The organism is Pseudoalteromonas sp. H103, assembly GCF_001469205.1.
Taxonomy (GTDB): domain Bacteria; phylum Pseudomonadota; class Gammaproteobacteria; order Enterobacterales; family Alteromonadaceae; genus Pseudoalteromonas; species Pseudoalteromonas carrageenovora.
The window spans coordinates 204,877-229,875 of record NZ_LOFG01000018.1 but is presented as its reverse complement, the minus strand read 5'-3'; the positions used below and the strand labels follow the sequence as shown (position 1 = coordinate 229,875).

The window sequence follows — 24,999 nt, the reverse complement described above, 5'->3', positions numbered from 1 at the left end:
GTGGTTGTGTTACTTTTTTTCGCCCCAGCAATATCAACTATTTATAAAAGGAAATAACCGTGGTTGCTTCATTTAAACGCAATAAACTGTCTTTATTTATTGCGAGTTCTTTAATATTTACTCAAAGCCAAGCGTTCGCCGATGACCAAACAAGTCGCGAGTCAATGGATACTATAGTGGTCACAGGTGAAAAAATTGAAAAATCACTTAAAGATACAATTACATCGGTAGCGGTAGTAGAGAAATCGTTATTAGAAAATGGACAACTATCTTCAGTTTCTGACGCTTTAGCCGAAATGGCCAATGTGGTTGTACTAACTGGTGCCGTGCCTGATATGCGTGGGGTATCGGGCAATGGCGGCGCCACCGGTTTTAATTCGTTTAGTGGTGGTTCAAAGGCCCGCGTTTCAACATTGGTTGATGGTGTAAGCCAGCCATTTGTGGCTGATTTAACTGGCGACACAGGCTTATGGGATATAGACCAAATTGCGGTATACCGCGGGCCACAATCTACTAGTAATGGTCGTAATAGTATTGGTGGTGCTGTTTATATGACAACCAAAGCACCCACACAAGATTTTGAAGGTGCCGTGCGTGTAGGGTACAAAAACCAAGACAACTACTTCGATACTGCGGCAGTTGTTTCGGGTGGATTAATTGATGATGTACTCGCATTTCGCTTATCCACTCAATATGTTAACGGCGAAACGTTTAGCAACCCAACACACTACGAAACTAACCCAACGGATAAAAACCTTAACGAGCTCAATACCAGTAGTACGCGTGCAAAGTTATTATATACCCCAACTTCAGACTTATCGGTGCAGCTAACTTATTCAACGTACAGCGAAGAGGGTAATACCGGCCGTAAATATTTTGAAGGTGATGAACCAACGGATTATATACCACTATTTCAGCGCGATATGGATACGCAGTCAGATACAACGCAGGTAGATATTAGCTATAAAATTAACGATAACTTCTCGTTCGATATTTTACTTGCTTATATGGATTACGAATGGGGCTACGAAGCATATGAAGCACTTGCCAGTGCTGAGTCTGATGTGTCGATGGATGAAAAAAATATCACTATTGATAGCAAGCTAAACTTTGGCTTAAACAGTGACTTTTATTCTGGCTTTGTGGGTATTGCTTATTTTGACCGTGATCAAGATTTTAAAAGTGTAGGCGCAACAGATTATTTTGGTGATGATAGCAGTGACTCAAAAGCAATTTATTCAGAAACAAGCTTAAAGTTAAGCAAAGCGTTTACGCTTACCGCAGGGCTTAGAATAGAGCGCGAAGAGCAGCTTCGTAATTTTGATATGGCTTTTGGAGGCAGTAGATTAGTTGAACAACTAGATGATTCCAATACTATAAAATTACCTACATTAGCGATTCAATACAAAATTACAGATGAAACAACGTTATCGGCCAGCGCCCGTAGAGGCTACAACTCTGGTGGCGGCGCGTTAGATTTTACCGCACAAGAGTATTACTACTACGACCAAGAATCAGTAAACACCTACGAGCTAGGCTCGCGCAGTGTGCTTAATAATGGTGATATTAATATTAGCGCGAACATTTTTTATAATAACTTTGACGGGTATCAAGCGTTAAGCTCAGATAGAAAAATCACTAATATTGATGATGCACATAGCTATGGTTTAGAGCTTGAAGCCTACAGTATGTTAGGTGAGCAATGGCAACTACATGCAGGGCTTGGGTTACTTAAAACTAAAATAGATGAATCAGCCACGTACAGCGATGCAGTTGGCAACGAGCTTAACTCTGCACCAGAGCTTACAGCTAGCTTAGGGTTATCGCATTGGTTTACTGATAGCTTAAAGGTTAATGTAAGTGCTAATTATGTGGATGAATATTATGGTGATTTAACTAATACACAAGAGCGTATTGCCGGTGGTTATACAATTACACGTGCCACAATTAGTTACGATAGTGAGCATTGGTTAATGAGTGCTTATATTAACAACGCGTTAGATGAAGAAGCATATACATCGGTAGAACCTGCTAGCGGGCGTTACCCAACAGGCTATGTGGCTGTTGTTAACCCTCAAACGCTTGGTGCGTCTGTAACGTATCGCTTTTAATTTTTAAAAAAGGGAGTGAGACAGTTATTGAATAAAGCGCGTCTCACTTTTATATAACTCACTGTGATTATTGATGTGTTCTCTCCTCAATTACTGAGTGTGAGTGGTAAATCATAACGTATTAATTTTGTTTATTTACCTGTGCTAGTAAGTCGAGCACTTTTTGTTGACCAAAAGTTTGTGCAAATTGCTCAGCGGTTTGGCCTGCTTTGTTTTGATGTGCGTTATCGCAATCAAGGCTAACAAGTGTTTTAGCTATGCTAAATTCACCTCTAAATATTGCGGCCATTAGAGCTGTGTTACCGCGGTTGTCTTCAAGGCACGCATTAGCACCTAATTGCAGTAAGGTATTTACCGTGCTTTTATTACCATGGTAGGTGGCAATCATGAGGGCGGTGTAGCCTTTGTTGTTGTAGCTGTTAATAGGAATACCAGCATCAACAAACTGCGTAATAACGGCTGTGTCGTCGGTGCGCGCGGCAGCAAAGTAATAAGCAAGTAGGCTTTCGTACTGTGTTTGGGCGGTTGTTGGCTCATTTACAGTGCTTTGTTGTTCATTACCAAAGCTTGAAAAGCTCATCACTAAAGTAAATATTATAAGTAATTTACGCATACGGTTTACCTTTTAAAAAAAAGAGGAAGGGAGAGTCGGTCCTTCCTCTAGGTTGGGTAATCTATTAAAGCTTAGCGGCTAGTTGCTTAACTTGTTTCATGTCACCATTTACGGCTTTAGTTAAACGTGTACCGTATTCGCTGTCTGCTTTGTAGAAGTGGCTAAGCATTTTGTGCATAACTTTACTGTCTTTCACTTTGCCTAAATCGCCAGCTAAGTTGTTAACCAAGTTAGTACGCTCTTGCTTACTAAAGCCACGGTAAAGTACGCCAGCTTGAGCAAAGTTTTGCTGTTTTTTAATCGCTGCTTGTTGTACGTAACCTTTAAGCTCTGTGTTACTTCTACGTGCAATTGGGTTTTCTGCAACATTTTCGTGACTAGGTTGGTAGTTCACGTTACTAGTTGTATTACCGTAGTTCATTGCGCCGTCTTGGTTGTAGTTAACCACTTCAACTTTTGCACGGTTAATTGGCAATTGCTGGTGGTTAGCACCTAAGCGGTACATTTGTGTATCAGCGTATGAAAAAACACGCCCTTGTAATAGTCTGTCTTCTGAAGGCTCAATACCTGGAATTACATTTGCCGGCGCCATTGCAACTTGTTCTGTAGATTGGAAGAAGTTAGTTGGCATACGGTTTAAGGTCATTGTTCCTACTTTAGTTTCTTTCACGTCTAACCACATTTTTGTTGCATCTAATGGGTTGTAGTCAAAGTCATCTAACTGCGATGGATCAAGTGTTTTAATGTATAGGTCCCACTTAGGGAAGTTGCCTTTACCAATTTCGCTGTAAAGGTCACGAGTTAAGTGTTGGAAGTCTTTACCTTGCACTTCGTTTACTTCTTTAGCATCAAGGTTGTCTATACCTTGCTGGCTTACCCAATGAAACTTAACGTATTTAACATCGCCTGATTTATTAATCATTTTGTATGCGTGTACGCCCCAGCCATCCATTTTACGTAGGCTTGCTGGTGTACCGTAGTCACTGTAAACCCACGTTAGCATGTGAGTAGAGCCCGGCTCGTAAGAGAAAAAGTCAAAAAAGCGGTTAGGATCTTGAATGTTATCTACCGGAGATGGCTTTAACGAGTGAACCATATCTGGGAATTTGATCGCATCACGAATAAAGAACACCGGTAAGTTGTTACCTACTAAATCCCAGTTGCCTTCGTCTGTGTAAAATTTTGTAGCAAAACCACGTGGGTCACGAAGCGTTTCTGGACTACCTTTAGAGTGAATTACAGAAGAAAAACGTACAAATACGTCAGTTTCTTTGCCTGCTTCTTCAAATGGCGCTGCAATTGTTAAATCGTCTAATTCTTTAGATGCAACAAATACACCGTGTGCACCGGTACCACGCGCATGCACTACACGCTCAGGAATACGCTCACGGGCAAAGCGTTGTAGCTTTTGAATTAGTTGTACGTCTTCAAGTAATACACTGCCGCGCTCGCCAGCAGTCATTGAGTTTTGGTTATCGCCAACAGCTGCGCCGTTGTCTTTAGTAAGTGTAGTGGCAGCACTTGCAGGTAATGCCATTGCTAGTGCTAACGCACTCAGCGTTAATGTAGATTTATTATTAATAGTATTCATTGTCGACCTCGTCTTAATAAAGTGCCGGCAGTGTTGCAGGCTGTTTAACTGTTAACGAGTGTATTAACAAAACGAGTTTCGGTAAAATTGATTGTTTAGATTGTTGTCATCATAAAATTAGATTGGATGTAGGTAGCATTAATCAATTTAATCAATGAAGGGTGTAATATTCGACCTTAGTCGTAATTGCATTTTTGAAACCAATGAAAATACAGACTATTTCATAATTAATGAATAAATATTCACCAGTTTGGTGCGTTTTAACCTAACAAGATGTTGACTTATTATTACAATAAAGAGAATATGCTCACTTGCTGGGCTTATGCTCAAGTTAAGGTTGCACCAAACTAGGTGCATAAAAAGGGGCAATATGAATACTAAAATTGAATTAGTTATTTTTGATTGTGATGGCGTTGTTATAGATAGCGAAATATTAAGCGCACAAGTGTTAATAAATATGCTTGCAGAGATTGGCGTTAATATTGACCGTGCTTATGTACAACAATATTTTTTGGGCTGTAACTTTAAAACAGTGACCCAAAACTTATTTGATACCTTTAACGTGACCCTAGCTGAGAGCTTTGAAGCCGATTACCGAGAAGCACTATTAAACGAGTTCGAAACTGCATTAATGCCAACAAATAGCATTAAAGAAGTTTTACAACGCCTAGCGGTACCTTGTTGTATTGCTACAAGCAGTAGCCCTAAGCGCACAGCTAAAGCACTGAATGTTGTAAACCTTGAGCAGCACTTTAATAAGGTGTTTACCTCAAGTGAGGTAAAGAATGGTAAACCAGCGCCCGATTTATTTTTACATGCCGCTGAGCAAATGGGCGTTAAGCCACAAAATTGTTTAGTGATTGAAGACTCTAAAGCCGGCGTATGCGCTGCACTTGCCGCTAATATGCAAGTGCTGCATTACAGTGGCGGCGGACATATGCAAGATGCTGTGAACTTTGTTCACCAGGCATACCCAGACGTTGCACATTTAACGCACTGGGATGAATTTTACAATCAGTACCCGGCATTACAGACACAGTAATAAATTAACGCGTTAGGCTCTCAAACACTGACAGAGCTTAACGCTAAAAGCATTAATTATTAGGTAGTTACAGTAGTATTATAAAGAGGCCAGTATTTAGTTAATTATCAATTTAAATAAGAAACGCTTATTTAAATTGGTATTCAATACTGCGCTTAAAACAATAGGAAAATACCATGGCATCAAGTCCACACACACAAACATTTAGCGATGTTAACGAAGAGCAACTACCCGTTGCTAATCACAAGCTTCACGGTTGGAAGCACTTTGCCGGTTTATATGCTGGTGAGCACGTTGCAGCAACCGAATTTGTTATTGGTGCAACCTTTGTTGCATTAGGCGCATCAACCATCGACATTTTATTAGGTCTATTGATTGGTAACCTATTAGCAATGTGTTCTTGGTGGTTAATTACCTCTCCAATTGCGGTAGAAACACGTTTAAGTTTATACAACTACCTAAACAAAATTGCCGGTAACTCAATGACCAAGCTCTATAACTGGGCAAACGTGGTCATATTTAGCGTGATATCCGCCGCCATGATCACCGTATCGGCCACGGCCGTCAGGTTTTTGTTTGATATACCCGCGCAGCTTGATTGGTATCCTAACAGCCTAGCCTTTGTAGCCATTGTTTTATCGGTTGGCTCAATTGTTGTGTTTGTAGCTATGTATGGTTTTTCAACGGTTGCTGATTTTTCTAAAATTTGTGCGCCGTGGTTATTTGTTATTTTTATAGCAGGCTCGTTTGCATTGTTCCCTGAGCTTTCTAACCATGTATTAGGAGTCACCTCGCTAACGGGGTTTGACGACTTTATGGCCATAGGGGATTCATCAATCTGGACCGGCACAAACGCTGATGGCGAAAAAGGTATTGGCTTATTAGAAGTAATTGGTTTTGCATGGGCTGCAAACTCTATTACTCACTTTGGCTTAATTGATATGGCAATCTTTAGATTTGCTAAACGTAAAAGCTACGGTTTGTTTTCAGGCGTAGGTATGTTTTTTGGTCATTACATTGCATGGATCTCTGCCGGTATTATGGGTGCAGGTGTTGCGGTATTACTTAAAACAACTATTTCATCACTTGATCCGGGTGATGTTGCTTACCACGCATTAGGTTGGACGGGTTTTGTAATTGTAATTATTGCAGGCTGGACTACAGCTAACGCTAACCTTTACCGTGCAGGCCTTGCGGCACAGTCTATTTTTGTTGACCAATCGCGTGAACGCACTACCGCTATTGTAGGTGTTGTAACCGTTATAATTGCGTGTTTCCCGTTTGTATTCTCGCAAATGTTGCCACTGCTTACTTACGCAGGATTATTAGTAGTGCCTGTGGGCGGTATTGTATTTGCCGAGCATGTTTTATTTCCTAAAATTGGTTTAACTCGTTACTGGGCTAAATACAAAAACATCACACGTAGCGTTCCGGCCATCGCCTCTTGGGCGCTTGCACTTGTGTTTGGCTTTGGCTTAAATGCTGTTGATGTAATGTCGTTTTATTACTTATTCATTCCTACTTGGTTCTTCACTATTGTTATTTACACGCTGCTTGCTAAAAAATACGGCGCGGGTGAAGACTACACCAAAGAAATTGCAGCAGAAGAGCAAGAGCAGCAAGACATTAAAGAATACCAAGCAGAGCTTGCTAAAAATGTTCAAGCACCAGTAGTTGATAACTCTATGCTAACTAAAGTGTTGAACGCTGCTTCTACTATTTCGTTACTTATAATTTTTGGCTTTGCCAGCCAAGTAATGTTTTTTAGTGAAAGTATGAGCATTTACTCTGGTAATAAGTCTCAGTTTGAAATTGCATGTTTTATTTGCACCGTTATTTATTTTGCAACAGCTTACTGGTCGCTATTGCGCCATAAAGCACTGAATACTGCATCTTAATTTAAATTTTTATATTGTTTTAGTAAGGCCGCACCATGACGCAACACCAGCACACTGACGCTCTTGTTAAAGGGCTAAACCAACAGAGCTTGGCAGATATGCCAAGCCATGTAGATACACCAAACTACGACCGTAGCAAACTTAAAGCGGGCATAGTTCATATTGGTGTGGGCGGTTTTCACCGTGCTCACCAAGCCGTGTACATTAACGAGCTTTTAAAAACGCCAGGTGCTGAGCAGTGGGGTATTTGTGGTGTTGGCTTACTAGAAGGTAACCGTGGTCTGCGCGATATTTTAAAGCAGCAAGACTACCTTTACACGTTAACGGTAAGACACCCAAACGGGCAAATAGATAACAAAGTTATTGGCTCTATGATTGACTTTTTATTTGCCCCTGAGGATAAGCAAGCGGTTATCAATAAGCTAGCGCATAGCGATACGCACATAGTGTCGTTAACTATTACCGAAGGCGGTTATAACTTTAACCCAGTAACCGGTGAGTTTGATTACTCAAACCCAGACATTATTAACGACATTAATAACCCGAACGATCCAATCACGGCGTTTGGTTACATTACTGCTGCGTTAAAGCTACGTAAAGAACAAGGCCTTGATGCGTTTACAGTACAGTCGTGCGATAACATTCAGCACAACGGTAATGTAACGCGCAAAATGCTTTTAGCTTTTGCAGCAGAGCAAGATAAAGAATTAAGCGAGTGGATTGCCACTAACGTTACGTTCCCAAATGCAATGGTTGATCGTATTACGCCAGTATCTAAAAAGAGCGATATTGATTACGTTGTTGATGCTTATGGTGTTAGCGATGAATGGCCAATTACGTGTGAGTCGTTTACACAATGGGTGATTGAAGACTCATTTTGCTGTGGACGCCCAGATTGGGATAACGTAGGCGCACAATTTGTATCTGACGTAACACCTTTTGAGACCATGAAAATTCGTTTATTAAATGCAGGTCACTCAGTACTTGGTTTATTAGGCTCTGTGCATGGTTATGGCACAATTGACGAAACAGTATCAGATCCTTTGTTTGCTGAGTACTTACGTGCATTTATGGATAAAGAAGTAACGCCTAACCTTGAGCAGTTAGAAGGTATCGATCTTGAAGTGTATAAAGATACACTAATAGAGCGCTTTGCTAACCCAAATATTAAAGACAGCTTGTCGCGTATTTGTTCAGAAAGTGCAGCTAAACTTCCTAAGTTCTTAATTGCTACTATCAACGAGAACCTAGCGCAAGGCCGTGATGTATCACTTGCCACGCTTGTTATTGCTGCATGGTGTTTTTATAGCGACAAAGGGGAAGATGAGCAAGGTAATACCCTTGAAGTAATAGATGCAATGCAAAGCGAGCTACATGAAGCCGCTGCTAAAACGGCCACTGATGACCTTGCATTTTTATCGCTAACAAGCTTATTTGGCGATTTAAACACGCAAAGCGCATTTACGTCTCACTACAAAAACAATGTAGAAGCGTTATACGCACCAGCAAGCAAAATTAAAGCAATTATGAAAAACGTGCTTGAGCCTAAAGGTAACTAATAATGAGCATTTTAATTGATTCTAAACAAGGTAAAGACGTAAGCGTAAGTTGCTTTGGTGAAGTGCTATGGGATTGTTTTGCAAACGATAAGCGTTTAGGCGGCGCACCTCTTAATATGTGTGTACGTATTAACTCGCTTGGCATTAAAGCCGACATGATAAGCGCAGTAGGTAACGATGAGTTAGGTACTGAATTATTAGGCGAGATTAAAAACAAAGGCGTAAGCTGCGAATACATTGGCGTAAATAACGACAAAAAAACCAGCACAGTACAAGTTACTCTAGATAAAAGCGGTTCAGCCAGTTACGAAATAGTAGCCGACACTGCGTGGGATAACATTGAGCTTACTGACACCCTTATTGACAAAGTAAAAGCCAGTGATGTATTTGTGTTTGGCAGCTTAATTGGCCGAAGCGAAGCCTCACTTGCTACGTTAAACCAGCTAGTTGATATTGCTAACTTTAAAGTGTTTGACGTAAATTTACGTGCACCACATTACACATTAAACACGCTAGTAGATTTAATGAATAAAGCTGACTTCATTAAATTAAACGATGAAGAGCTTTACGAAATTGCCAAAGCAATGGGCTGTAAGTTCCATTCACTTGAGCAAAACTTAGCGTTTATTGCAGAGCAAACCAACACCGAATACCTTTGTGTAACCAAAGGTAGCCACGGTGCACTACTCACTATTAAAGGCGAAAATTACTATAACTCAGGTTATTTAATTAGCGTTGTAGATACAGTGGGCGCAGGAGATTCGTTTTTAGGTTCGTTAATTTATCAGCTTTGTAGTAGCGATTGTGCCCAGCACGCGGTTGATTTTGCCTGTGCCGTAGGCGCAATGGTTGCAGAAAGCGCCGGTGCGACACCTACACTTACTCATGAGCAAATTAATGAGTTTATGAGCCCAGCTTAATGTGAAAAATCACAGTTACACCCAATCATTGTGTGTGAAAGCGGTTTTACTTTTAAAGTAAAACCGCTTTTTTTGCTTTAATTTTTATTTATTAAGCCGTTTAGATTAAGTGTTGAGCAAGGTGCATAAAAAGTAACTCAATTAGAGAGGTGTATTAGCTATTCGTCTTATAGCGGGGGAATTAATACTTTGTTAATGTTCGTCGATTATTCACGGATTGAAAAGGCGGAGCGAAAATTACACGCTCTATACTCCAAATACAAAAAGAGAAACGTGCTTTATGATCATCTTTTTTATCTGCATCACAATCTTAATACTGGGATATAAGTTTTATAGCCCCTTTGTTGAAAAACAAGCAGGTATGGACACAACAGTTGATACACCGCAAAAACGCTTTAGCGAAGGTGTTGACTATGTAGCCATTCACCCTGTGCGTGCATTTTTAATCCAGTTTTTAAATATTGCCGGCGTAGGCCCAATATTCGGCCCAATTTTAGGTGCGCTTTACGGCCCAGTTGCCCTAGTGTGGATAGTACTAGGTAACGTATTAGGTGGTGCGGTACATGACTTCTTCTCAGGTGTGATGAGCATTAAAGAAGATGGTAAAAGCTTACCTGAAATTGCAGGTCATTATTACAATGTAGTATTTAAAGGCTTTATGCTGATATTTACAGCCATGCTACTGTTTTTTGTAGGCGTTGTATTTATTATGAGCCCTGCGGGCTTATTAAGTAACTTAGATGTTTTTCAAGATACGTTCTTTGCTAATAACACCTTTTGGGTACTTGCCATTTTAGCGTACTACTTTTTAGCAACGTTACTACCAATTGACAAAATTATTACTAAATTTTACCCAATCTTTGGCGCATTAATGATTGTAATGACCGTTGCAATTGCCGTTTCATTATTAATTAATGCACCACATTTACCAGTGGCGGGTGACTTTTTAGCATACTTTGAAGCCGACCACGCGCACGACTTTTTAGAGCCAAACCCTGATGGCTTACCAACGTGGCCGTTACTATTTATTACCATTACCTGTGGTGCTATTAGTGGATTCCATTCTACGCAAGCGCCTATTATTGCTCGCTGTTTAACTAACGAAAAATACGTACGCCCAGTATATTACGGCGCAATGATGTGTGAAGGTATTGTAGGCTGTGTTTGGGCACTTGCTGGTATTGCTGCATTCCCAGAAGGTTATGCAGGCTTAAAAGCATTGCTTGACCAAGGTGGCCCAGGCTTAGTAGTTAACCACGTAGCAAACAGTTACTTAGGTGTACTTGGTGGCATTATGGCGATTATTGCCGTAGCTGTTTTCCCAATTACATCGGGCGATACAGCGTTTCGTTCACTGCGCTTAACGGTTGTGGATGCGTTTAATATTCCGCAAAGCTTACGTAATCGTTTATTACTAGCTCTGCCTATTTTAACTATTGCTTACTTTATGACTAAATTAGATTTCTCGTTGATTTGGCGCTACTTTGCATTTTCAAACATGCTGCTTTCAACAAGCGTATTATGGCTTGCTACTAAGTACTTATTTGATAGACGTGCCTTTCACTGGATTGCAAGTGTACCTGCTGTTATTGCTACAGGTGTGACATTGTCTTACATAATGACAGCGGCCATTGGCTTTAATTTATCGGCCGATTTAGGTAAACCAATTGGTGCCGCAGTGGTTGTAATTGGCTTAGTTGGTTTAGTGTTTGTTCACACTAAACATAAGGCAAATGCCGCAGCGTAAGCGCAGCATTTTATAAGCCACAAAAAAACGAGCTATTTAATAGCTCGTTTTTTTATGAGTAAAACAATTGATCAGTACGTTAATTAATAGCGTGGCTATTTATAAACACCTTTGTTACTAAGCTGGCTGTGTGGCAAGCTCAAAGTAGCTATTATCATCAAGTGTTTTGCTAATCATCATCGCACCTTCAAGCAGACTTACGGTATGAATAGCAGCGTGTTTAGGTTGCTGCTCACCATTGGCACGGTGCGCTTCAGTAAGCCACTCTAAATTTTGATTAAAAAAACGTTTAACTTCAAGGCGTACTTTATCCGGAAGGCTATCGCTTTCGGCCCCTAGCAAACCACATAAACACATTTTTCGGTCAGTTACTAATGCACTTCTAAAAAGCTGAGTGTACACATCAATAGGATTTTTACCGTTAGCTTTAAGTTCGCTTGGCGTGCCTAACGCATTTAAAAACGCATTAGTGTATTGATGAGCAAGCTCAGCGCCTAAATCAGCTTTAGTAGGGAAGTGGTAATGAACACTGGCGCTTTTTATACCTATTTCGCTTGCCAACTCTCTAAAGCTAAAGTTACTGTAGCCACCAAGGCGTACTTTATCTTCAGCTGCTTTTAGTAGCGCTTCTTTTTTGCTCATTTTAATTATACCTTGCTTTTAGTAACGAAATTATCGACCAGTAGATAGTCGTTTTCAAGTCATTTATTTTTAAATAGCTGGCATCTAATCAGCCACTCCTCAATAAACATTCGAATAAATAGTAAGTTTTAAATTTGACATAAAATTATTTTAATTATATAAATTACCTATCGGTAGGTAGGTTGTTTAAAATCCTTCGATATCCAACTAATTTAATAGCAGGTAATTTATGAAAATTTATGATGTAGAAAACTTCCCAAATCCACTTCGTGTTCGTATAGCGTTAGCTGAAAAAAATGCGACTCAACACGTTGAATTTGTCCCGGTAGATTTACTTAACGGTGAGCATAGAACAGACGCTTTTTTAGCAAAAAATCCACTAGCAGGGGTACCTGTACTTGAGCTTGATGATGGTACATTTATATCTGAAAGCACAGCTATTACAGAATACATTGATACTACTTTTGAGGGGCCATCATTAATGGGGAAAACCGCAAAAGAACGTGCGGTAATAAACATGATGCAAAAGCGCGCTGAGTCTATGGTGCTTGACGCGGTGGCTACTTATTTTCATCATGCGACAGATGGCTTAGGTCCTGAGCTTGAAACCTATCAAAATGTAGCTTGGGGTGAAAAACAAGGCGAAAAAGCACGCTTAGGGTTTAATTATTTTAATGATGTACTAGCGCAGTCAGCGTTTGTTGGCGGTGAGAAATTTAGTATTGCTGATATAACATTGTATGCTGGACTAGTATTTGCTGGATTTGCACAAATTGCGATTCCAAGTGAACTTACACATTTAAAAGCGTGGCAAGAAAAAGTAGCACAACGAGAAAGTGTTGCTGCTTAAATACACATATATATAGGAGCTTTAAATGAAAATAGCCGCCGATTTTACTCAACGTGTTGTGGTGCATAGCCAAACATTAGACTGGGTTGCTTCACCTATGCCTGGTGTAGATAGGCGCCCACTTGATAGAGTAGGGGCCGAGGTTGCACGCGCTACAAGCATTGTACGTTATGCGCCGGGCAGCGAATTCTCCCCTCATGTACATACCGGTGGTGAAGAATTTGTAGTGCTAGAAGGCGTATTTCAAGATGAGCATGGCGATTTTCCACAAGGCTCCTATATTCGTAATCCGCCACAATCAAAGCATAAACCAGGCTCACAAGATGGCTGCGTTATATTTGTTAAACTTTGGCAGTTTCAACCACAAGATAGAACTCACGTACGCTTACAAACGCAATACATGGGTAGCGTGCCGCACGCTGCATTTAAAGGGCTTGCCATTACACCGCTTTATAAAGATGACTTTGAAGACGTGAGCCTATTGCACTTTAAAGCCGGTGCCAACATGCAAATTAGTGCAAGCGGTGGGGCTGAGCTACTGGTGCTTGAAGGTGATGTAAGTGAGCAATCAGACGTATTAGTAAAACACAGTTGGTTAAGGCTGCCTATTAATAGCGAGCTTAATATAACCGCTGGTAAGCATGGTGCAAAAGTGTGGCTAAAATTAGGCCATTTAACCGATGTAAATAAGCAAATTGAGCGTGTGCAAAAGGCTTAGTTATTGCCATTATTTAGCAGTATTGTTTGATTTAGTTCAGTACTAATTAACTTAATAGGGTGTATTTTTATAGCTTAACTCAGCCAATGTTTGGCATTTGTATGTAGTTACTACTAACTTAAATAGAACAATTTAAGCCCTAGGGCGTGTTGACCTTTCGTGATTAATTTTGCAGCTGTATGTTTGGTTTTTAGGCAAGGCAGAGCCTATGTAGTGTGGTTATTCCCCATAAATAGGCGATAACGCAGCATAAGTGCCAAACATGCGCTGCCCTTTGGGTTCTTTCTAGGGACGATTAACTCTTTGTTGCTCGATTTTTACTTAGCCCACTAGGTTACAAACCTCGCGCCGCGATTAAATCGCCGCTAGATTGAACAAATTTCAATCCACAAAGGTCAACACGCCCTAGGCTTTAATTAATCCAAACAATAGGCTGTAAATATTTTAAGCGCACCCGGTTAAGGAGAGCAGCATGGTACACACAACACATGGTTTATCTATTGGTATTGAACGCGCAGGCCGAGAATTTTTTTTAAAACTAAAAGCTGTAGGAACGCTAACCCACGACGACTATAAAGTTATTACCCCCATGATCGACTCAGCGCTTGGCGAGGTTAAACACCCTATAGCAAACGTGCTTATTGATGCCAGCGAGCTAGAAGGTTGGGAGCTTCGCGCCGCGTGGGATGATTTAAAGCTTGGCGTAAGGCATTCAAAAGAATTTAATAAAATTGCTATTTATGGCAATCAAGAATGGCAAGCCCGCATGGCTAAAATAGGCAATTGGTTTATTTCAGGCGAGGTGCAATACTACGAAAACGCCACCGCCGCTATAGATTGGCTAGATGAATAATTAAATAATAAAAAACGCTCTCAAGAGCGTTTTTTATTATTTAAAGCACCTTGCACTCTACTTAAGAGTTACATTACATCAGCCAGCACAGGTAATGCCGGAAAAGCGCCTTTAGCTAAACACGCTTTAGAGCCACATTGAAGTGCAAAGTGCAGGGCGTTTTTTATGCTGGTTTCATCATTTAGTTTATCTGCTAGTGGTAAATCACTTCCTAAGTTATTTAAGTAGTATAAAACCCCCGCTATAAAGGCATCGCCCGCGCTTGTTGTATCTACTGCGTTTATTTTTGGTGCCGATTCGTTAAGTATAAATTCGCTGTGGTAAACCGTAGCGGGCTCAGGCCCGTCGGTTAAAAACACCAGTTTTACTCCGGTATTTAATAGCATTTGAATGTAATCTTCGCCCGTTGTTTCGCTGTGTTTTGCTAAAAAATTAAGTTCATCACGCGAAAGCTTAACTATGTCGCAATAGTGGTAACAGGCTTTTACATTGCTGGCTATATCATGGGTGTTTTCCCACAAGCTGTAGCGTAAATTTACGTCAAAACTAACGAGCTTATTATGTGTTTTAGCAAGTTCTATCGCTTTAAGGGTTGTATTGGCAATTGCTGGGTCGGTTAGGGTGTTTGAGCAAAAGTGCAGAGTGCTTATGCTTTGCCAATTTATTTGCGCTAAATGCGCTTGGGTTAAAAGTACATCGGCTGTGTTATGGCGGTAAAAGCCAAAACTGCGCTCGCCTGTTTCATCAAGGCTTACTATTACCATGGCGGTTTGTGAGCCAGCAATGGTAAACAAATAGTCTATATTTACATTGTATTGCGCCAATGCATTACTTAATTGATTGGCAAAATGATCGTCACCTTTACCACCACAAAATGCAGCCTCACCGCCAAGTTTTGCATAGCCAACAGCAACATTAGCAGGTGCACCACCGGGGATTGGTAAATATGCTGAGTTATGAGCATCTTGTGGCAGCATATCAATTAAAAGCTCGCCTAAGCACAGGAGTTTGGTCATTTGGAATATCCTAAAAAGCCTAGCAAGGCTAGGCTAAAAACGTGAAGGGTGTTATTTATTCATACTTTAAAAGGCGCTACAGCGATGACTCACTGCAGCGCAATACACATTTAGTTAAAAGCGTACTTTAAAGTAACCGACGTAGTGCGGCCGTTAATAGTACGGGCACGAATAATGTCGTTTTCAGGTACTGAGCCTTCTTCGGCTTCTGTAATACCTACTGTATCGAATAGGTTGTTTACATTAAGCGCAAGGTTTAAGTTTTCTGATAAGTCGTAGCTTACAAATGCATTTACTTGCGTGTAGCCGTCAAACTTAAGGTCGTTGTTATCTTGTGCGTAAGCATCGGTTGTACCAATAAAGCTTACACCTGCCGCGCCTTTATCGTAGCTGTAACGCGCCATTAGTGAGTAAATTAAATCCGCTTGGCGACGTGGTGTGTTACCTACAACTTCAGGAGTTAGCGCATCTTTTGCAATTTCAGCATCGGTCCAAGTAAAGTTACCTCTAAAGTCCCATGCATCCAAAAAGTAAGTAGATTCAACCTCAATCCCTTTTGCTTCGTATTCACGGTCGAAAAAGGTTTGCGATGTTGCTTCAAAGTTTTGCTCTTCTGTTTCTGCGTAAAAGGCTGTTGCAAATACCGAGAACGAATCAAAGCGTTTTTTCACACCAATCTCAAATTGGTTTACTTCATCTACTGCATCTTCATCGGCTACGCTTCCGTCGCTGCGTACTTTACCAAATAATAAACGGTCTGCATTTGCGCGCCCGCCTTTACTAATACGTGCAAACGTAGCTAGGCTTGGGTCAATTTGGTAGTTAGCACCTACAGAGTAAGACGAGTAGCTCCAGTCGTAATTTACTGGGCTTGCATTAGCTATATCAATACCTGCTACGTTTTGCTCAGGAATAGAAATAGTACCGTCGCGGTTCATATCTACTGTTGAGGTTACGGCACTTGCGTAGTTTCCGCGTGCTTCACCGCTGTCGTAGCGGGCACTTGCATCAATGCTTACATCACCAAGTTTTGTTGAAAACGCAACATACGGTGCGCGAGTGTCGTACTCGGTGTCGTAATCGCGCTGACAACAGTTACCCCAATAAGGCGTACCGTATGCGTATAAACCGTTTTCTGAATACTCAGTGCCATCGGCTGCGGTTACATTTAAAAGTGCCGCATTGTCACCTTTAAGCTCCATTAAGTACGAGTTCCATAACCACGACATAGCAATGTTTTGTGTAGAGGCAAAGTAACCAAAGGTTAGGCTAGTGTCATCGCTAAACGATTTAGTCAGTTTAAAGTCGTTAACAATAGAGCCAAAGTCATTAAGCGTTACATCAAAAGTATGAATACGCATGGCAAGTTCATCATTAAATGCTTCGCCTGTGTTTGCGTTACTCAGTGTTGCGCCTACACCGCCAATACTTTGTGCAACAGACGATGCGCTGCCAACCTCAGCAGGAATAAGCGAGTTAAAGTTGCCGCTAATTGACGATTTACGAAAACGGTTTTCGATACGCCAATCGTTATCTAAATCAAATACAGCTTCAAAACCTACCGCATCCACTTTAGGGTTCATGCCGTCGCGTAAATCGCCACTGCTAATTTGGTTTTCGCCATTTAGACGCACTGTTTTGGTGAATAATGCTGAATGCGGTGTATCTGATTGCGCATCAAAGCCAGCAATAGAATCACCATTTGAGTACATTGGCATAGGTAAGTAACCTACGCTTTTGTCGTCTAGGTGTTTGTAGTAAAGGCGTACGTAGCCGCTTTCAAAATCTTTAGTAAGGTTTGCTTTAATTTGGCCACCTTTATTTGATGTGTAGCCTGTTTCGCGCGGGCCTTCGCCTTGTCGTACAAAGCCACCTACATGAAAACGCACGCTGTCGGTTAAATAGGTGCCGTATTCAAAATCGGTGCGTACACTGTCGTAATCTAGGCCAACAGTAGTAGATACGCTACCCGATTCGTTATCACCGTTTTTAGAAATAAAGTTAATTATGCCGCCAGGAGCATTACTGGCTGATGTAGAGGCTGAGCCCCCACGAATTGATTCGATTGTTTGCACTGTGTTATCAAGGCGCATAAAAATATCGGCGTTACCAAAGGCAACATCACCAAACTGCATTACAGGTAGACCATCTTCTTGCAGTTGTAAAAACTTAGCGCCACCCGATGCTACAGGCAAGCCACGCACTGCAATATTTGCGTTACCTTCACCGCCTGTTGATTCAGCGCGAACACCCGGAATAATTCTAAATGCTTCAGCTGTTGAGCGTGGCGTTGATACCTCAACTTGCTCAAGCGACAAACTGCTTACTGATGAGCTCGACGCCATAATAGTTGTGCGGCGAGGTACACCGGTAACAACAATAGTTTCAAGCCCTTGATTAGCTTGCACTTTGGTTTCTTGCTCGTCTTGTGCGTGAACGCCTTGGCTTACTGCAAGTGCTAAGGCACTGATTAAATATAAAGGTGTGTGGTGTGTTGTCATGTTAACGCCTCATTGTGTTGTGTGAGTTTGTTATTTTTACTTAATCGATTAAGTAAAAATAACAAAGTTTTTACAATAAGCAAATTGTTTTTGTGTGTAATTTGCTCTTATTTTATTTTTGTATTGATTTTAAAGGTGTTTTTTATTCTGGCTTGAGCAGCCATTTATGCATTTTTAGTTAATGCTTTTGCCGCAGGGTCGCGGTAAAAGTTATAAAGCATGGCTAAAAATAAGATCACAGCAAAGCCGGTAGCTAAGTAAAAACCGTAGCGTACGTGGCCAAAGTAATCACTTATCATGCCCATCAATAAAGGCGCAAGTGCGGCCGAAAGCGCGGTAAAAAATAAAATAACACCCGCTACTGCACCATGTTGTGCAACAGGAAAGCACGAAATACCTTTAGAGTTTAAAGTAGGGTAAACCATCGACATAAATAAACCCGAAAGCGGAAGTAAGCCTACCGCCCAATCAACACCGCCTACCAAAGTGCCTACATAACACAGTGCGATGCCTAAACTTAAATAAGCCATAACCCCTTGCCAGCTAAAGTGATTTAAAAGCCATACAGCAATAAAGCGCCCAGCAGCACGTAATACAAAAAATATAGTAAGTGCGTAGGTTGCAAGTAAAGGCCACGAGCCTGTGTAATCTTTTAAAAGTGTTGGCATCCACACGTAAATAGCAACCTCGGTAGCCACATATAATGCAATAGCCAACGAAAAACCAAGTGCGTACGGGTTTTTAATCATTTTCATGGTGGTGGCAAGTGAAGCGGGCTTTTCAGTGCTTTTAACAACACTTGGGTAGTCGGCGCGCCATGCCATTAACGCTAAAATTAAACACATAACGCCGGCAATAATGTACAGGTAAGTCCAGCTCACGTTTTGAGTAAGCAGTACGCCTACCAGCGCAGGACCAACTATGGCACCAATACCAAAAAAGCCTTCTACTTTGTTCATGGTTTTAGTGTGCTCTGCGTTACTTGCAGATATATCGCCAAGTAGCGCTAGTGCGCCGGTTTTAAATAAACCAATGGCAAGCCCTATACAGCACAGCAAAATTAAAAACACCGAAAAGCTATTGCTAAAGGCAAACAAAAAGCAGCTGAGCGAAAAAATTAGTAAGCCTAACATTATGGTTTGTTTACGGCCTAGGCTGTCGGCTAAAAAGCCCAAAAACAAGCCACTAAAGGCAATGAGTGCCATAGGTGCATAATGAAAAGCACTGGCTTGGGTCATACTTAAACCAAACTCTGTGATTAGTTCAGGGATGATCATACCTACTGCATCTGAGGTCATCGCAAACATAAAAAACATCATGTAAGTGAGTATTCGTATGCGCTGCATTGGGTCGCTTTGCGAGTGTGTGTGTAAATTCGTCATGTGATTTTTCCTCGTTGTGGCTCAAGTTATAGTAATAACTCAATCACTTACTCTAGTTAGTATTACCGTTGCCACAACTTTTGTATGTAAAATATTTAAAAATTACTTGTAAAATTGTACGTGCTAGTTAAAGATATATCTTAATCGATTAAGTTTCAACTTGGTAATCACACATGATGAAGAATAAAGTTCAATTGATCACATACGCTGATCGAATTACAGGTCAAGATATAAACGCACTTACAACATTGTTAAAAGGTCCTTTGAAGGGCGTATTTGGTGGTGTGCACCTTTTACCTTTTTATAATCCTATTGATGGAAGCGATGCGGGCTTTGACCCGATTGATCACAGCGAAGTAGATTCTCGCATTGGTACATGGGCTGATATTCAAGCACTGGGTGAAAACCATGACCTAATGGCCGATTTAATCGTAAACCATGTATCGGCGCAGTCTTATCAGTTTCAAGATGTGCTAGCTAAAGGCAAGCAATCAGAATTTTGGGATTTGTTTTTAACAAAAGAAGACGTTTTTCCAAATGGTATGAGCGAAGCTGAGCAACAAGCAATTTATCGCCCGCGTCCCGGTAGCTGTTTTACGCCAATGCAGTGTGGCGATGGTCAAACGTATGACTTTTGGACCACGTTTACCGATAACCAAATTGATATAAACGTAAAAGTTGAAGCGGGTATTGCGTATTTAAATAACGTATTAACTAAGTTTTCTGAAAATAACGTAAATATTATTCGTTTAGATGCAGCGGGTTACGCAATTAAACAAGCCGGTACAAACTGTTTTATGCTAGACGAAACCTTTGGCTACCTAGATAACTTGTCAAAGCAAGCAAACGAGCTTGGCATGGAAACCATTGCTGAAATTCATAGCCACTATCAAACACAAGTAGAAGTAGCAAAGCGTGTAAACATGGTTTACGACTTTGCATTACCGCCGCTTATTTTGCATAGCTTATTTAATAACGATGTAGATGCATTACTTAAATGGTTACAAATTTCACCACGCAACTGTTTAACGGTACTTGATACGCACGACGGCATAGGCATTATTGATGCAGGCCCAATGGGCGACAAGGCAGGGCTATTAAATGCACAGCAAATAGATACCCTTGTAGAAACCATGCATGCCAACAGTAACAACCAAAGCCGCCAAGCTACAGGTGCTGCTGCCAGTAACGTTGATTTATACCAAGTAAATTGCACGTATTACAATGCATTAGGCGCTAACGATTTAGATTATTTGATTTCGCGTGCCATACATTTTTTTGCCCCCGGTGTGCCGCAAGTGTACTACGGCGGTTTATTTGCCTGCGAAAACGATATGGATTTACTTGCGCGTACCAATGTGGGTCGTGATATTAACCGTCCGTATTTAAATAGTGAAACAATTGAGCACGCACTCAATAAACCTGTAGTAAAAGGTTTAATAGAGCTCATTAAATTACGTAATGAACACCCCGCTTTTGCAGGAGAGTTTAGTGCTCACGGCACCCAGGGAATATGTTGTTTAACGTGGCAACTAGAAGATAAGTCTATTGCATTAAGTGTTAATTTTAAAACGCGAGACGCGCTTATTACTCAAGTAAATGGTGATGAAGAAACAACGATAAGTTTAAACGCATTGTTAGCCTAACAGGCTATTAAAACATAAAAGCCAAGCTCAAAAGCTTGGCTTTTGTTTACCCAGTCCTTTTTAACATAACCTATTAACCACTTGCGCCAATATCTAGCTCGTAACTTACATCACATATTTTTTCTTCTTTAGATATAAATAGTTCGGCGGCCATTACGCCTTTTTCTTGGCTGTTTTGATGAATAGTGGTTAGGCGCGGCACAAAACGAGCGGCTTCGTCTATTCCATCAAAGCCGACAATACGCAGTTCTTCACCTATTTTTATGCCTTGTTTTATCGCTTCTCGCATGGTGGCAAGGGCAATTAAATCACTCATACAAATTATAACGTTAGGGCGAGGGGAGGCACTTAACACCTCTTTAGCGGCAATGTTAGCAAAACGCTCGCTGCTCTCAGGTATATTCCAAATGCGGTCATCAGCTACGGTTATATTTGCCTCACTTAAAGCACGTTGATAACCCCGTAAACGTTGGTGCGAAATAGATTGCCCCGTTTCAAATTCGTGGTGCTCATATACGCGGCACAATACGTTTTCATCAAGTAATCTTAAGCCTAAAATAGCGACTTTATCGCTTTGATTTTTTAAAACATGCTTGGCTATTTCGTAACTTGCTTGCTCGTTATTAATATTTACTGAGGCATTGCGGGCTATATCAAAATCAATAGTTACCACATGTTTAGAGACCGTTTTTAACTGCTCTACTAATGCGTTATTTCGAGGGCGGCCATAACAAATAAAGCCATCTACAAAGTCGACCACACTGTTAAGGTTATCGCTATTACCAGAAAACAATAAAACATTAATGCCGTTTTTTTCAAGCACCGAGGTTACACCCCGCATAAAGCTGCTGGCCACAGGGTCCGACACCATATATTCCACACTATCGGGCAGCACTAACGCCACAATGTTAAATGTACCACTGCGAAGCGATTGCGCGGCTTTATTGGGCCCGTAATAGCCCAAGGTTTTGCACGCTGCAAGAATATCGTCTCGGCGTTTAGCCGATAGCTGATCAGGGCGGTTAAACGCATTAGAGACTGTTGCGTTAGATACACCTAACTCTTTAGCAATACTTTTTAGGGTCCAGCGGGTTTGCTTACTCATACCAATTCTTTACTCAATACTCATGTTAATAAACTAACATATTCAGGGCGTTAGCAAAGTAAAAAATAAGGTTTTACCCTTAATGCCGGCACTCTTTAGGCGCAATACCAAAGGTTTGTTTAAATACACGACTAAAGTGGCTCGCGCTATTAAACCCAACATCAAAGCAGACTTGGCTAATTGCATGGCCTTGCAGTAATTGATTGCGCGCTTTTTTAAGCCTTAATTGTTGCTGCCAAAGGGCTGGGGTAGTGCCAAATGCCAGTTTAAACTGCTGATAAAACTTACTGCGGCTCATGCAGGCTATTTTGCACAAGGTATTTATGTCGAGCGTTTCGTTTAAGTGCTCTTCAATATAAAGCAGTGCATCGCTTATTTTTGTTTTAAGGCGTGGTTTATCGCTATTAGCGAGTAATAAGTCGCGACTTTGTTGTTGTAACAACCGGGTGATCAATTCGTTTAACGATAAGTCAATTAAGTAATGTCGCTGTGCGCCTTGTTCGCTAAATAAATGCACCATGCGCTCTAATAATTGCTGTGTTTGGCTATTATGTTGGCTATGCACCAATTGCGGAACATACTCGAATAAGCCGCCATCGTGTGCAAAGCTTTGCTGCATGTTAAGCGCATTTGCCACAGCGTTTATTTTATCTTTGCTTATTTCAATTGCTAAACATGTGGTTGGGGCGTGCATTGATGCCTGTGGAAAATCAATTAATACACCTTGCTCTGGCGCTAATACAAACGACTCGTGGGGTAAAAATGCTTTATGGTATTGGCTACTTTCTACGTGCATTACTTTTTTACCGCTGAGCATGGCACAAAATAGTAATTCGTTTGAATGCAGTGCCACCTTTTGTGCGCTTTGGTACGTGTCGTAAATGCTCAACTCGCTGTTATCTGCTGCAAATGTCACTTTATTTTCTATTAAAACATCAAGTTGTTGGCGTTTTTTGTTTAACTGAGATGTGTGCATATCAATCCTTTAAGTTTTTATTAGTGTGGACTCACAGACAACTTTTGTGGACAGCTAATCAAGTTTTTAGGTGCTTGTTAGGCTAATGTCAAACAACACTGATTAAATATAAAGCATTTTGTTTTATATAAATGTTCGACCTTTAGCTAACAACAATAAAGAGAGCACACACATGATATATGCAAATCCAGGCAGCGATGGCGCACTAGTAAACTTTAAAAACCAATACGCTAATTATATTGGCGGGGAGTGGGTAAAGCCTGTAAACGGCCAGTACTTTGATAATATAAGCCCGGTAAACGGTAAGGTATTTTGCCAAATACCTCGCTCCGACAAAGACGATATAAACCTAGCACTCGACAAAGCGCATGCAGTGCGAGAGCAATGGGGCACAACCTCAGTGACCGAGCGCAGTAATATACTGCTAAAAATAGCCGACCGAATTGAGCAAAACCTAGAGCTACTAGCTGTTGCCGAAACATGGGATAACGGTAAAGCCATTCGCGAAACACTCGCGGCCGATATTCCGCTAGCGGCCGATCATTTTCGCTACTTTGCAGGGTGCCTGCGCTCACAAGATGGCAGCATTGGCGAAATTGACGAAACCACGGTGGCGTATCATTTTCATGAGCCGTTAGGTGTGGTTGGGCAAATTATCCCGTGGAACTTCCCTATTTTAATGGCCGCATGGAAACTTGCACCCGCACTTGCTGCAGGTAACTGTGTGGTACTAAAACCAGCTGAGCAAACACCGGCCTCTATTTTAGTTTTAATGGAAATTATTGGTGACTTACTGCCTGCAGGCGTGCTCAATATTGTAAATGGGTTTGGTAAAGAAGCAGGCGAAGCACTGGCCACAAGTAAACGCATTGCTAAAATTGCATTTACAGGCTCTACACCTGTCGGCTCACATATTTTAAAATGTGCTGCTGAAAATATTATTCCCTCAACGGTAGAGCTTGGCGGTAAATCGCCCAATATATTTTTTAATGATGTAATGGAAAAAGACGATGCTTTTTTATCAAAAGCTATAGAAGGCGCCGTACTTGCTTACTTTAACCAGGGCGAAGTATGTACCTGTCCATCAAGATTATTTATTCAAGAAGATATATACGAGCAGTTTATTGAGCGGATACTCGAACGTACCCAACAAATTAAACGCGGCAATCCACTCGACAGCGAAACCATGGTGGGCGCTCAAGCTTCAAAAGCACAGTTTGATAAAATACTTAGTTACATAGACATAGGTAAAAAAGAAGGTGCTGAAGTACTCACCGGCGGAAACGTAGAGCAGCTAAATGACGATTTAAACGGTGGTTATTACATACAACCTACACTGCTTAAAGGTACAAACGACATGCGTGTGTTCCAAGAAGAAATTTTTGGCCCTGTTATTTCAATGTCGACCTTTAAAGATGAAGCCGAAGCACTTGAACTTGCTAACAGCTCAGAATTTGGCTTAGGCGCAGGGGTGTGGAGCCGAAACATGAACCGTGCTTATACCATGGGGCGCAAAATTGAAGCTGGCCGAGTGTGGACCAACTGTTACCACATGTACCCAGCACATGCTGCATTTGGTGGGTATAAAAAATCAGGAATAGGGCGCGAAACACACAAACTAGCACTCGATCACTACCAACAAACTAAAAATTTATTAGTGAGCTATAGCGAAGATCCACTCGGCTTTTTTTAATAAAACAGTTCAAACTTAAACACAACAACCATTAAGTAATGAGAGCGCTGCATATTTGTAGCGCTTTTTTATTCACAGTGCTCACAAGGCTACTTTAAGCGTGTTGTAATATATAAGTACAATACCAGCCGCGTTC

The 24,999-nt window shown here is 41.1% G+C and carries 19 protein-coding genes; 11 read left to right on the top strand and 8 right to left on the bottom strand.

Annotated elements, in window-relative coordinates:
• The first annotated feature begins 59 nt into the window (after nucleotides 1–59).
• Nucleotides 60–2,111, top strand: coding sequence for a TonB-dependent receptor (locus ATS74_RS16605; protein WP_058549974.1), 2,052 nt, complete (start codon nucleotides 60–62; stop codon nucleotides 2,109–2,111).
• A 121-nt stretch (nucleotides 2,112–2,232) separates the two neighbouring features.
• Here ATS74_RS16605 and ATS74_RS16600 read toward each other — a convergent pair whose 3' ends face one another.
• Together ATS74_RS16600 and ATS74_RS16595 are read right to left on the bottom strand one after the other, a co-directional pair.
• Nucleotides 2,233–2,724, bottom strand: a complete 492-nt coding sequence (locus ATS74_RS16600; protein ID WP_058549973.1) for an ankyrin repeat domain-containing protein — start codon at nucleotides 2,722–2,724, stop codon at nucleotides 2,233–2,235.
• 64 nt (nucleotides 2,725–2,788) lie between these two features.
• Entirely contained in the window at nucleotides 2,789–4,315 is a 1,527-nt protein-coding gene (locus ATS74_RS16595) for a catalase (protein ID WP_058549972.1), read from the bottom strand.
• 370 nt (nucleotides 4,316–4,685) lie between these two features.
• On the opposite strand from ATS74_RS16595, the gene ATS74_RS16590 reads away from it, so the two are divergent.
• From ATS74_RS16590 to ATS74_RS16570, 5 genes are all read left to right on the top strand, one after another.
• On the top strand, nucleotides 4,686–5,357 hold the full coding sequence (locus tag ATS74_RS16590; RefSeq protein ID WP_058549971.1) for an HAD family hydrolase: 672 nt from the start codon (nucleotides 4,686–4,688) through the stop codon (nucleotides 5,355–5,357).
• A 176-nt stretch (nucleotides 5,358–5,533) separates the two neighbouring features.
• Nucleotides 5,534–7,255, top strand: a complete 1,722-nt coding sequence (locus ATS74_RS16585) for a purine-cytosine permease family protein (protein ID WP_058549970.1) — start codon at nucleotides 5,534–5,536, stop codon at nucleotides 7,253–7,255.
• A 35-nt stretch (nucleotides 7,256–7,290) separates the two neighbouring features.
• Nucleotides 7,291–8,814: a mannitol dehydrogenase family protein gene (locus ATS74_RS16580; protein ID WP_058549969.1), complete on the top strand. Its 1,524-nt coding sequence runs from the start codon at nucleotides 7,291–7,293 to the stop codon at nucleotides 8,812–8,814.
• Between the two features lie 2 nt (nucleotides 8,815–8,816).
• Nucleotides 8,817–9,734 carry a carbohydrate kinase family protein gene (locus ATS74_RS16575; RefSeq protein ID WP_058549968.1) on the top strand — a complete coding sequence of 306 codons (918 nt, stop codon included), beginning with the start codon at nucleotides 8,817–8,819 and terminating at the stop codon, nucleotides 9,732–9,734.
• 280 nt (nucleotides 9,735–10,014) lie between these two features.
• Nucleotides 10,015–11,481 carry a carbon starvation CstA family protein gene (locus tag ATS74_RS16570; protein ID WP_058549967.1) on the top strand — a complete coding sequence of 489 codons (1,467 nt, stop codon included), beginning with the start codon at nucleotides 10,015–10,017 and terminating at the stop codon, nucleotides 11,479–11,481.
• 117 nt (nucleotides 11,482–11,598) lie between these two features.
• Here ATS74_RS16570 and ATS74_RS16565 read toward each other — a convergent pair whose 3' ends face one another.
• Entirely contained in the window at nucleotides 11,599–12,123 is a 525-nt protein-coding gene (locus ATS74_RS16565) for a TetR/AcrR family transcriptional regulator (protein WP_058549966.1), read from the bottom strand.
• 229 nt (nucleotides 12,124–12,352) lie between these two features.
• On the opposite strand from ATS74_RS16565, the gene ATS74_RS16560 reads away from it, so the two are divergent.
• From ATS74_RS16560 to ATS74_RS16550, 3 genes are all read left to right on the top strand, one after another.
• Nucleotides 12,353–12,973 (top strand): glutathione S-transferase family protein, encoded by a 621-nt coding sequence (locus ATS74_RS16560; RefSeq protein ID WP_058549965.1) that lies wholly within the window; start codon nucleotides 12,353–12,355, stop codon nucleotides 12,971–12,973.
• Nucleotides 12,974–12,998: 25 nt separating this feature from the next.
• Nucleotides 12,999–13,691 (top strand): cupin domain-containing protein, encoded by a 693-nt coding sequence (locus tag ATS74_RS16555; protein WP_058549964.1) that lies wholly within the window; start codon nucleotides 12,999–13,001, stop codon nucleotides 13,689–13,691.
• Between the two features lie 472 nt (nucleotides 13,692–14,163).
• Nucleotides 14,164–14,544, top strand: a complete 381-nt coding sequence (locus ATS74_RS16550; RefSeq protein WP_004589535.1) for an STAS/SEC14 domain-containing protein — start codon at nucleotides 14,164–14,166, stop codon at nucleotides 14,542–14,544.
• Between the two features lie 68 nt (nucleotides 14,545–14,612).
• On the opposite strand, the gene ATS74_RS16545 is transcribed toward ATS74_RS16550, so the two are convergent.
• The 3 genes from ATS74_RS16545 to ATS74_RS16535 form a co-directional block, all read right to left on the bottom strand.
• On the bottom strand, nucleotides 14,613–15,560 hold the full coding sequence (locus ATS74_RS16545) for a carbohydrate kinase family protein (RefSeq protein ID WP_058549963.1): 948 nt from the start codon (nucleotides 15,558–15,560) through the stop codon (nucleotides 14,613–14,615).
• 110 nt (nucleotides 15,561–15,670) lie between these two features.
• On the bottom strand, nucleotides 15,671–18,061 hold the full coding sequence (locus tag ATS74_RS16540) for a TonB-dependent receptor (protein ID WP_058549962.1): 2,391 nt from the start codon (nucleotides 18,059–18,061) through the stop codon (nucleotides 15,671–15,673).
• A gap of 164 nt (nucleotides 18,062–18,225) precedes the next feature.
• The gene (locus tag ATS74_RS16535) at nucleotides 18,226–19,443 is read right to left on the bottom strand and encodes an MFS transporter (RefSeq protein WP_058549961.1); all 1,218 of its coding nucleotides are present in this window, start codon (nucleotides 19,441–19,443) and stop codon (nucleotides 18,226–18,228) included.
• Between the two features lie 173 nt (nucleotides 19,444–19,616).
• Between ATS74_RS16535 and gtfA the strand changes: the two genes are divergently transcribed.
• Complete coding sequence (gene gtfA / locus ATS74_RS16530; protein WP_082660667.1) at nucleotides 19,617–21,089, top strand: sucrose phosphorylase; 1,473 nt, start codon at nucleotides 19,617–19,619, stop codon at nucleotides 21,087–21,089.
• Nucleotides 21,090–21,162: 73 nt separating this feature from the next.
• On the opposite strand, the gene ATS74_RS16525 is transcribed toward gtfA, so the two are convergent.
• Entirely contained in the window at nucleotides 21,163–22,194 is a 1,032-nt protein-coding gene (locus ATS74_RS16525) for a LacI family DNA-binding transcriptional regulator (RefSeq protein ID WP_054981726.1), read from the bottom strand.
• 79 nt (nucleotides 22,195–22,273) lie between these two features.
• Nucleotides 22,274–23,170: an AraC family transcriptional regulator gene (locus ATS74_RS16520; RefSeq protein ID WP_058549960.1), complete on the bottom strand. Its 897-nt coding sequence runs from the start codon at nucleotides 23,168–23,170 to the stop codon at nucleotides 22,274–22,276.
• Nucleotides 23,171–23,342: 172 nt separating this feature from the next.
• Here ATS74_RS16520 and exaC point away from each other — a divergent pair, with 172 nt between their 5' ends.
• Nucleotides 23,343–24,863 carry an acetaldehyde dehydrogenase ExaC gene (gene exaC / locus ATS74_RS16515; protein ID WP_058549959.1) on the top strand — a complete coding sequence of 507 codons (1,521 nt, stop codon included), beginning with the start codon at nucleotides 23,343–23,345 and terminating at the stop codon, nucleotides 24,861–24,863.
• The last annotated feature ends 136 nt before the right edge of the window (nucleotides 24,864–24,999 follow it).

What these genes read in the sequence shown, in the direction of transcription:
- ATS74_RS16570 (WP_058549967.1), top strand. Translation starts at nt 10,015, where the DNA reads ATGATCATCTTTTTTATCTGCATCACAATCTTAATACTGGGATATAAG.
- ATS74_RS16585 (WP_058549970.1), top strand. Translation starts at nt 5,534, where the DNA reads ATGGCATCAAGTCCACACACACAAACATTTAGCGATGTTAACGAAGAG.
- ATS74_RS16535 (WP_058549961.1), bottom strand. Translation starts at nt 19,443, where the DNA reads ATGACGAATTTACACACACACTCGCAAAGCGACCCAATGCAGCGCATA.
- ATS74_RS16590 (WP_058549971.1), top strand. Translation starts at nt 4,686, where the DNA reads ATGAATACTAAAATTGAATTAGTTATTTTTGATTGTGATGGCGTTGTT.
- gtfA (WP_082660667.1), top strand. Translation starts at nt 19,617, where the DNA reads ATGATGAAGAATAAAGTTCAATTGATCACATACGCTGATCGAATTACA.
- ATS74_RS16595 (WP_058549972.1), bottom strand. Translation starts at nt 4,315, where the DNA reads ATGAATACTATTAATAATAAATCTACATTAACGCTGAGTGCGTTAGCA.
- ATS74_RS16580 (WP_058549969.1), top strand. Translation starts at nt 7,291, where the DNA reads ATGACGCAACACCAGCACACTGACGCTCTTGTTAAAGGGCTAAACCAA.
- ATS74_RS16600 (WP_058549973.1), bottom strand. Translation starts at nt 2,724, where the DNA reads ATGCGTAAATTACTTATAATATTTACTTTAGTGATGAGCTTTTCAAGC.
- ATS74_RS16555 (WP_058549964.1), top strand. Translation starts at nt 12,999, where the DNA reads ATGAAAATAGCCGCCGATTTTACTCAACGTGTTGTGGTGCATAGCCAA.
- ATS74_RS16525 (WP_054981726.1), bottom strand. Translation starts at nt 22,194, where the DNA reads ATGAGTAAGCAAACCCGCTGGACCCTAAAAAGTATTGCTAAAGAGTTA.
- ATS74_RS16565 (WP_058549966.1), bottom strand. Translation starts at nt 12,123, where the DNA reads ATGAGCAAAAAAGAAGCGCTACTAAAAGCAGCTGAAGATAAAGTACGC.
- exaC (WP_058549959.1), top strand. Translation starts at nt 23,343, where the DNA reads ATGATATATGCAAATCCAGGCAGCGATGGCGCACTAGTAAACTTTAAA.
- ATS74_RS16560 (WP_058549965.1), top strand. Translation starts at nt 12,353, where the DNA reads ATGAAAATTTATGATGTAGAAAACTTCCCAAATCCACTTCGTGTTCGT.
- ATS74_RS16575 (WP_058549968.1), top strand. Translation starts at nt 8,817, where the DNA reads ATGAGCATTTTAATTGATTCTAAACAAGGTAAAGACGTAAGCGTAAGT.
- ATS74_RS16550 (WP_004589535.1), top strand. Translation starts at nt 14,164, where the DNA reads ATGGTACACACAACACATGGTTTATCTATTGGTATTGAACGCGCAGGC.
- ATS74_RS16520 (WP_058549960.1), bottom strand. Translation starts at nt 23,170, where the DNA reads ATGCACACATCTCAGTTAAACAAAAAACGCCAACAACTTGATGTTTTA.
- ATS74_RS16545 (WP_058549963.1), bottom strand. Translation starts at nt 15,560, where the DNA reads ATGACCAAACTCCTGTGCTTAGGCGAGCTTTTAATTGATATGCTGCCA.
- ATS74_RS16540 (WP_058549962.1), bottom strand. Translation starts at nt 18,061, where the DNA reads ATGACAACACACCACACACCTTTATATTTAATCAGTGCCTTAGCACTT.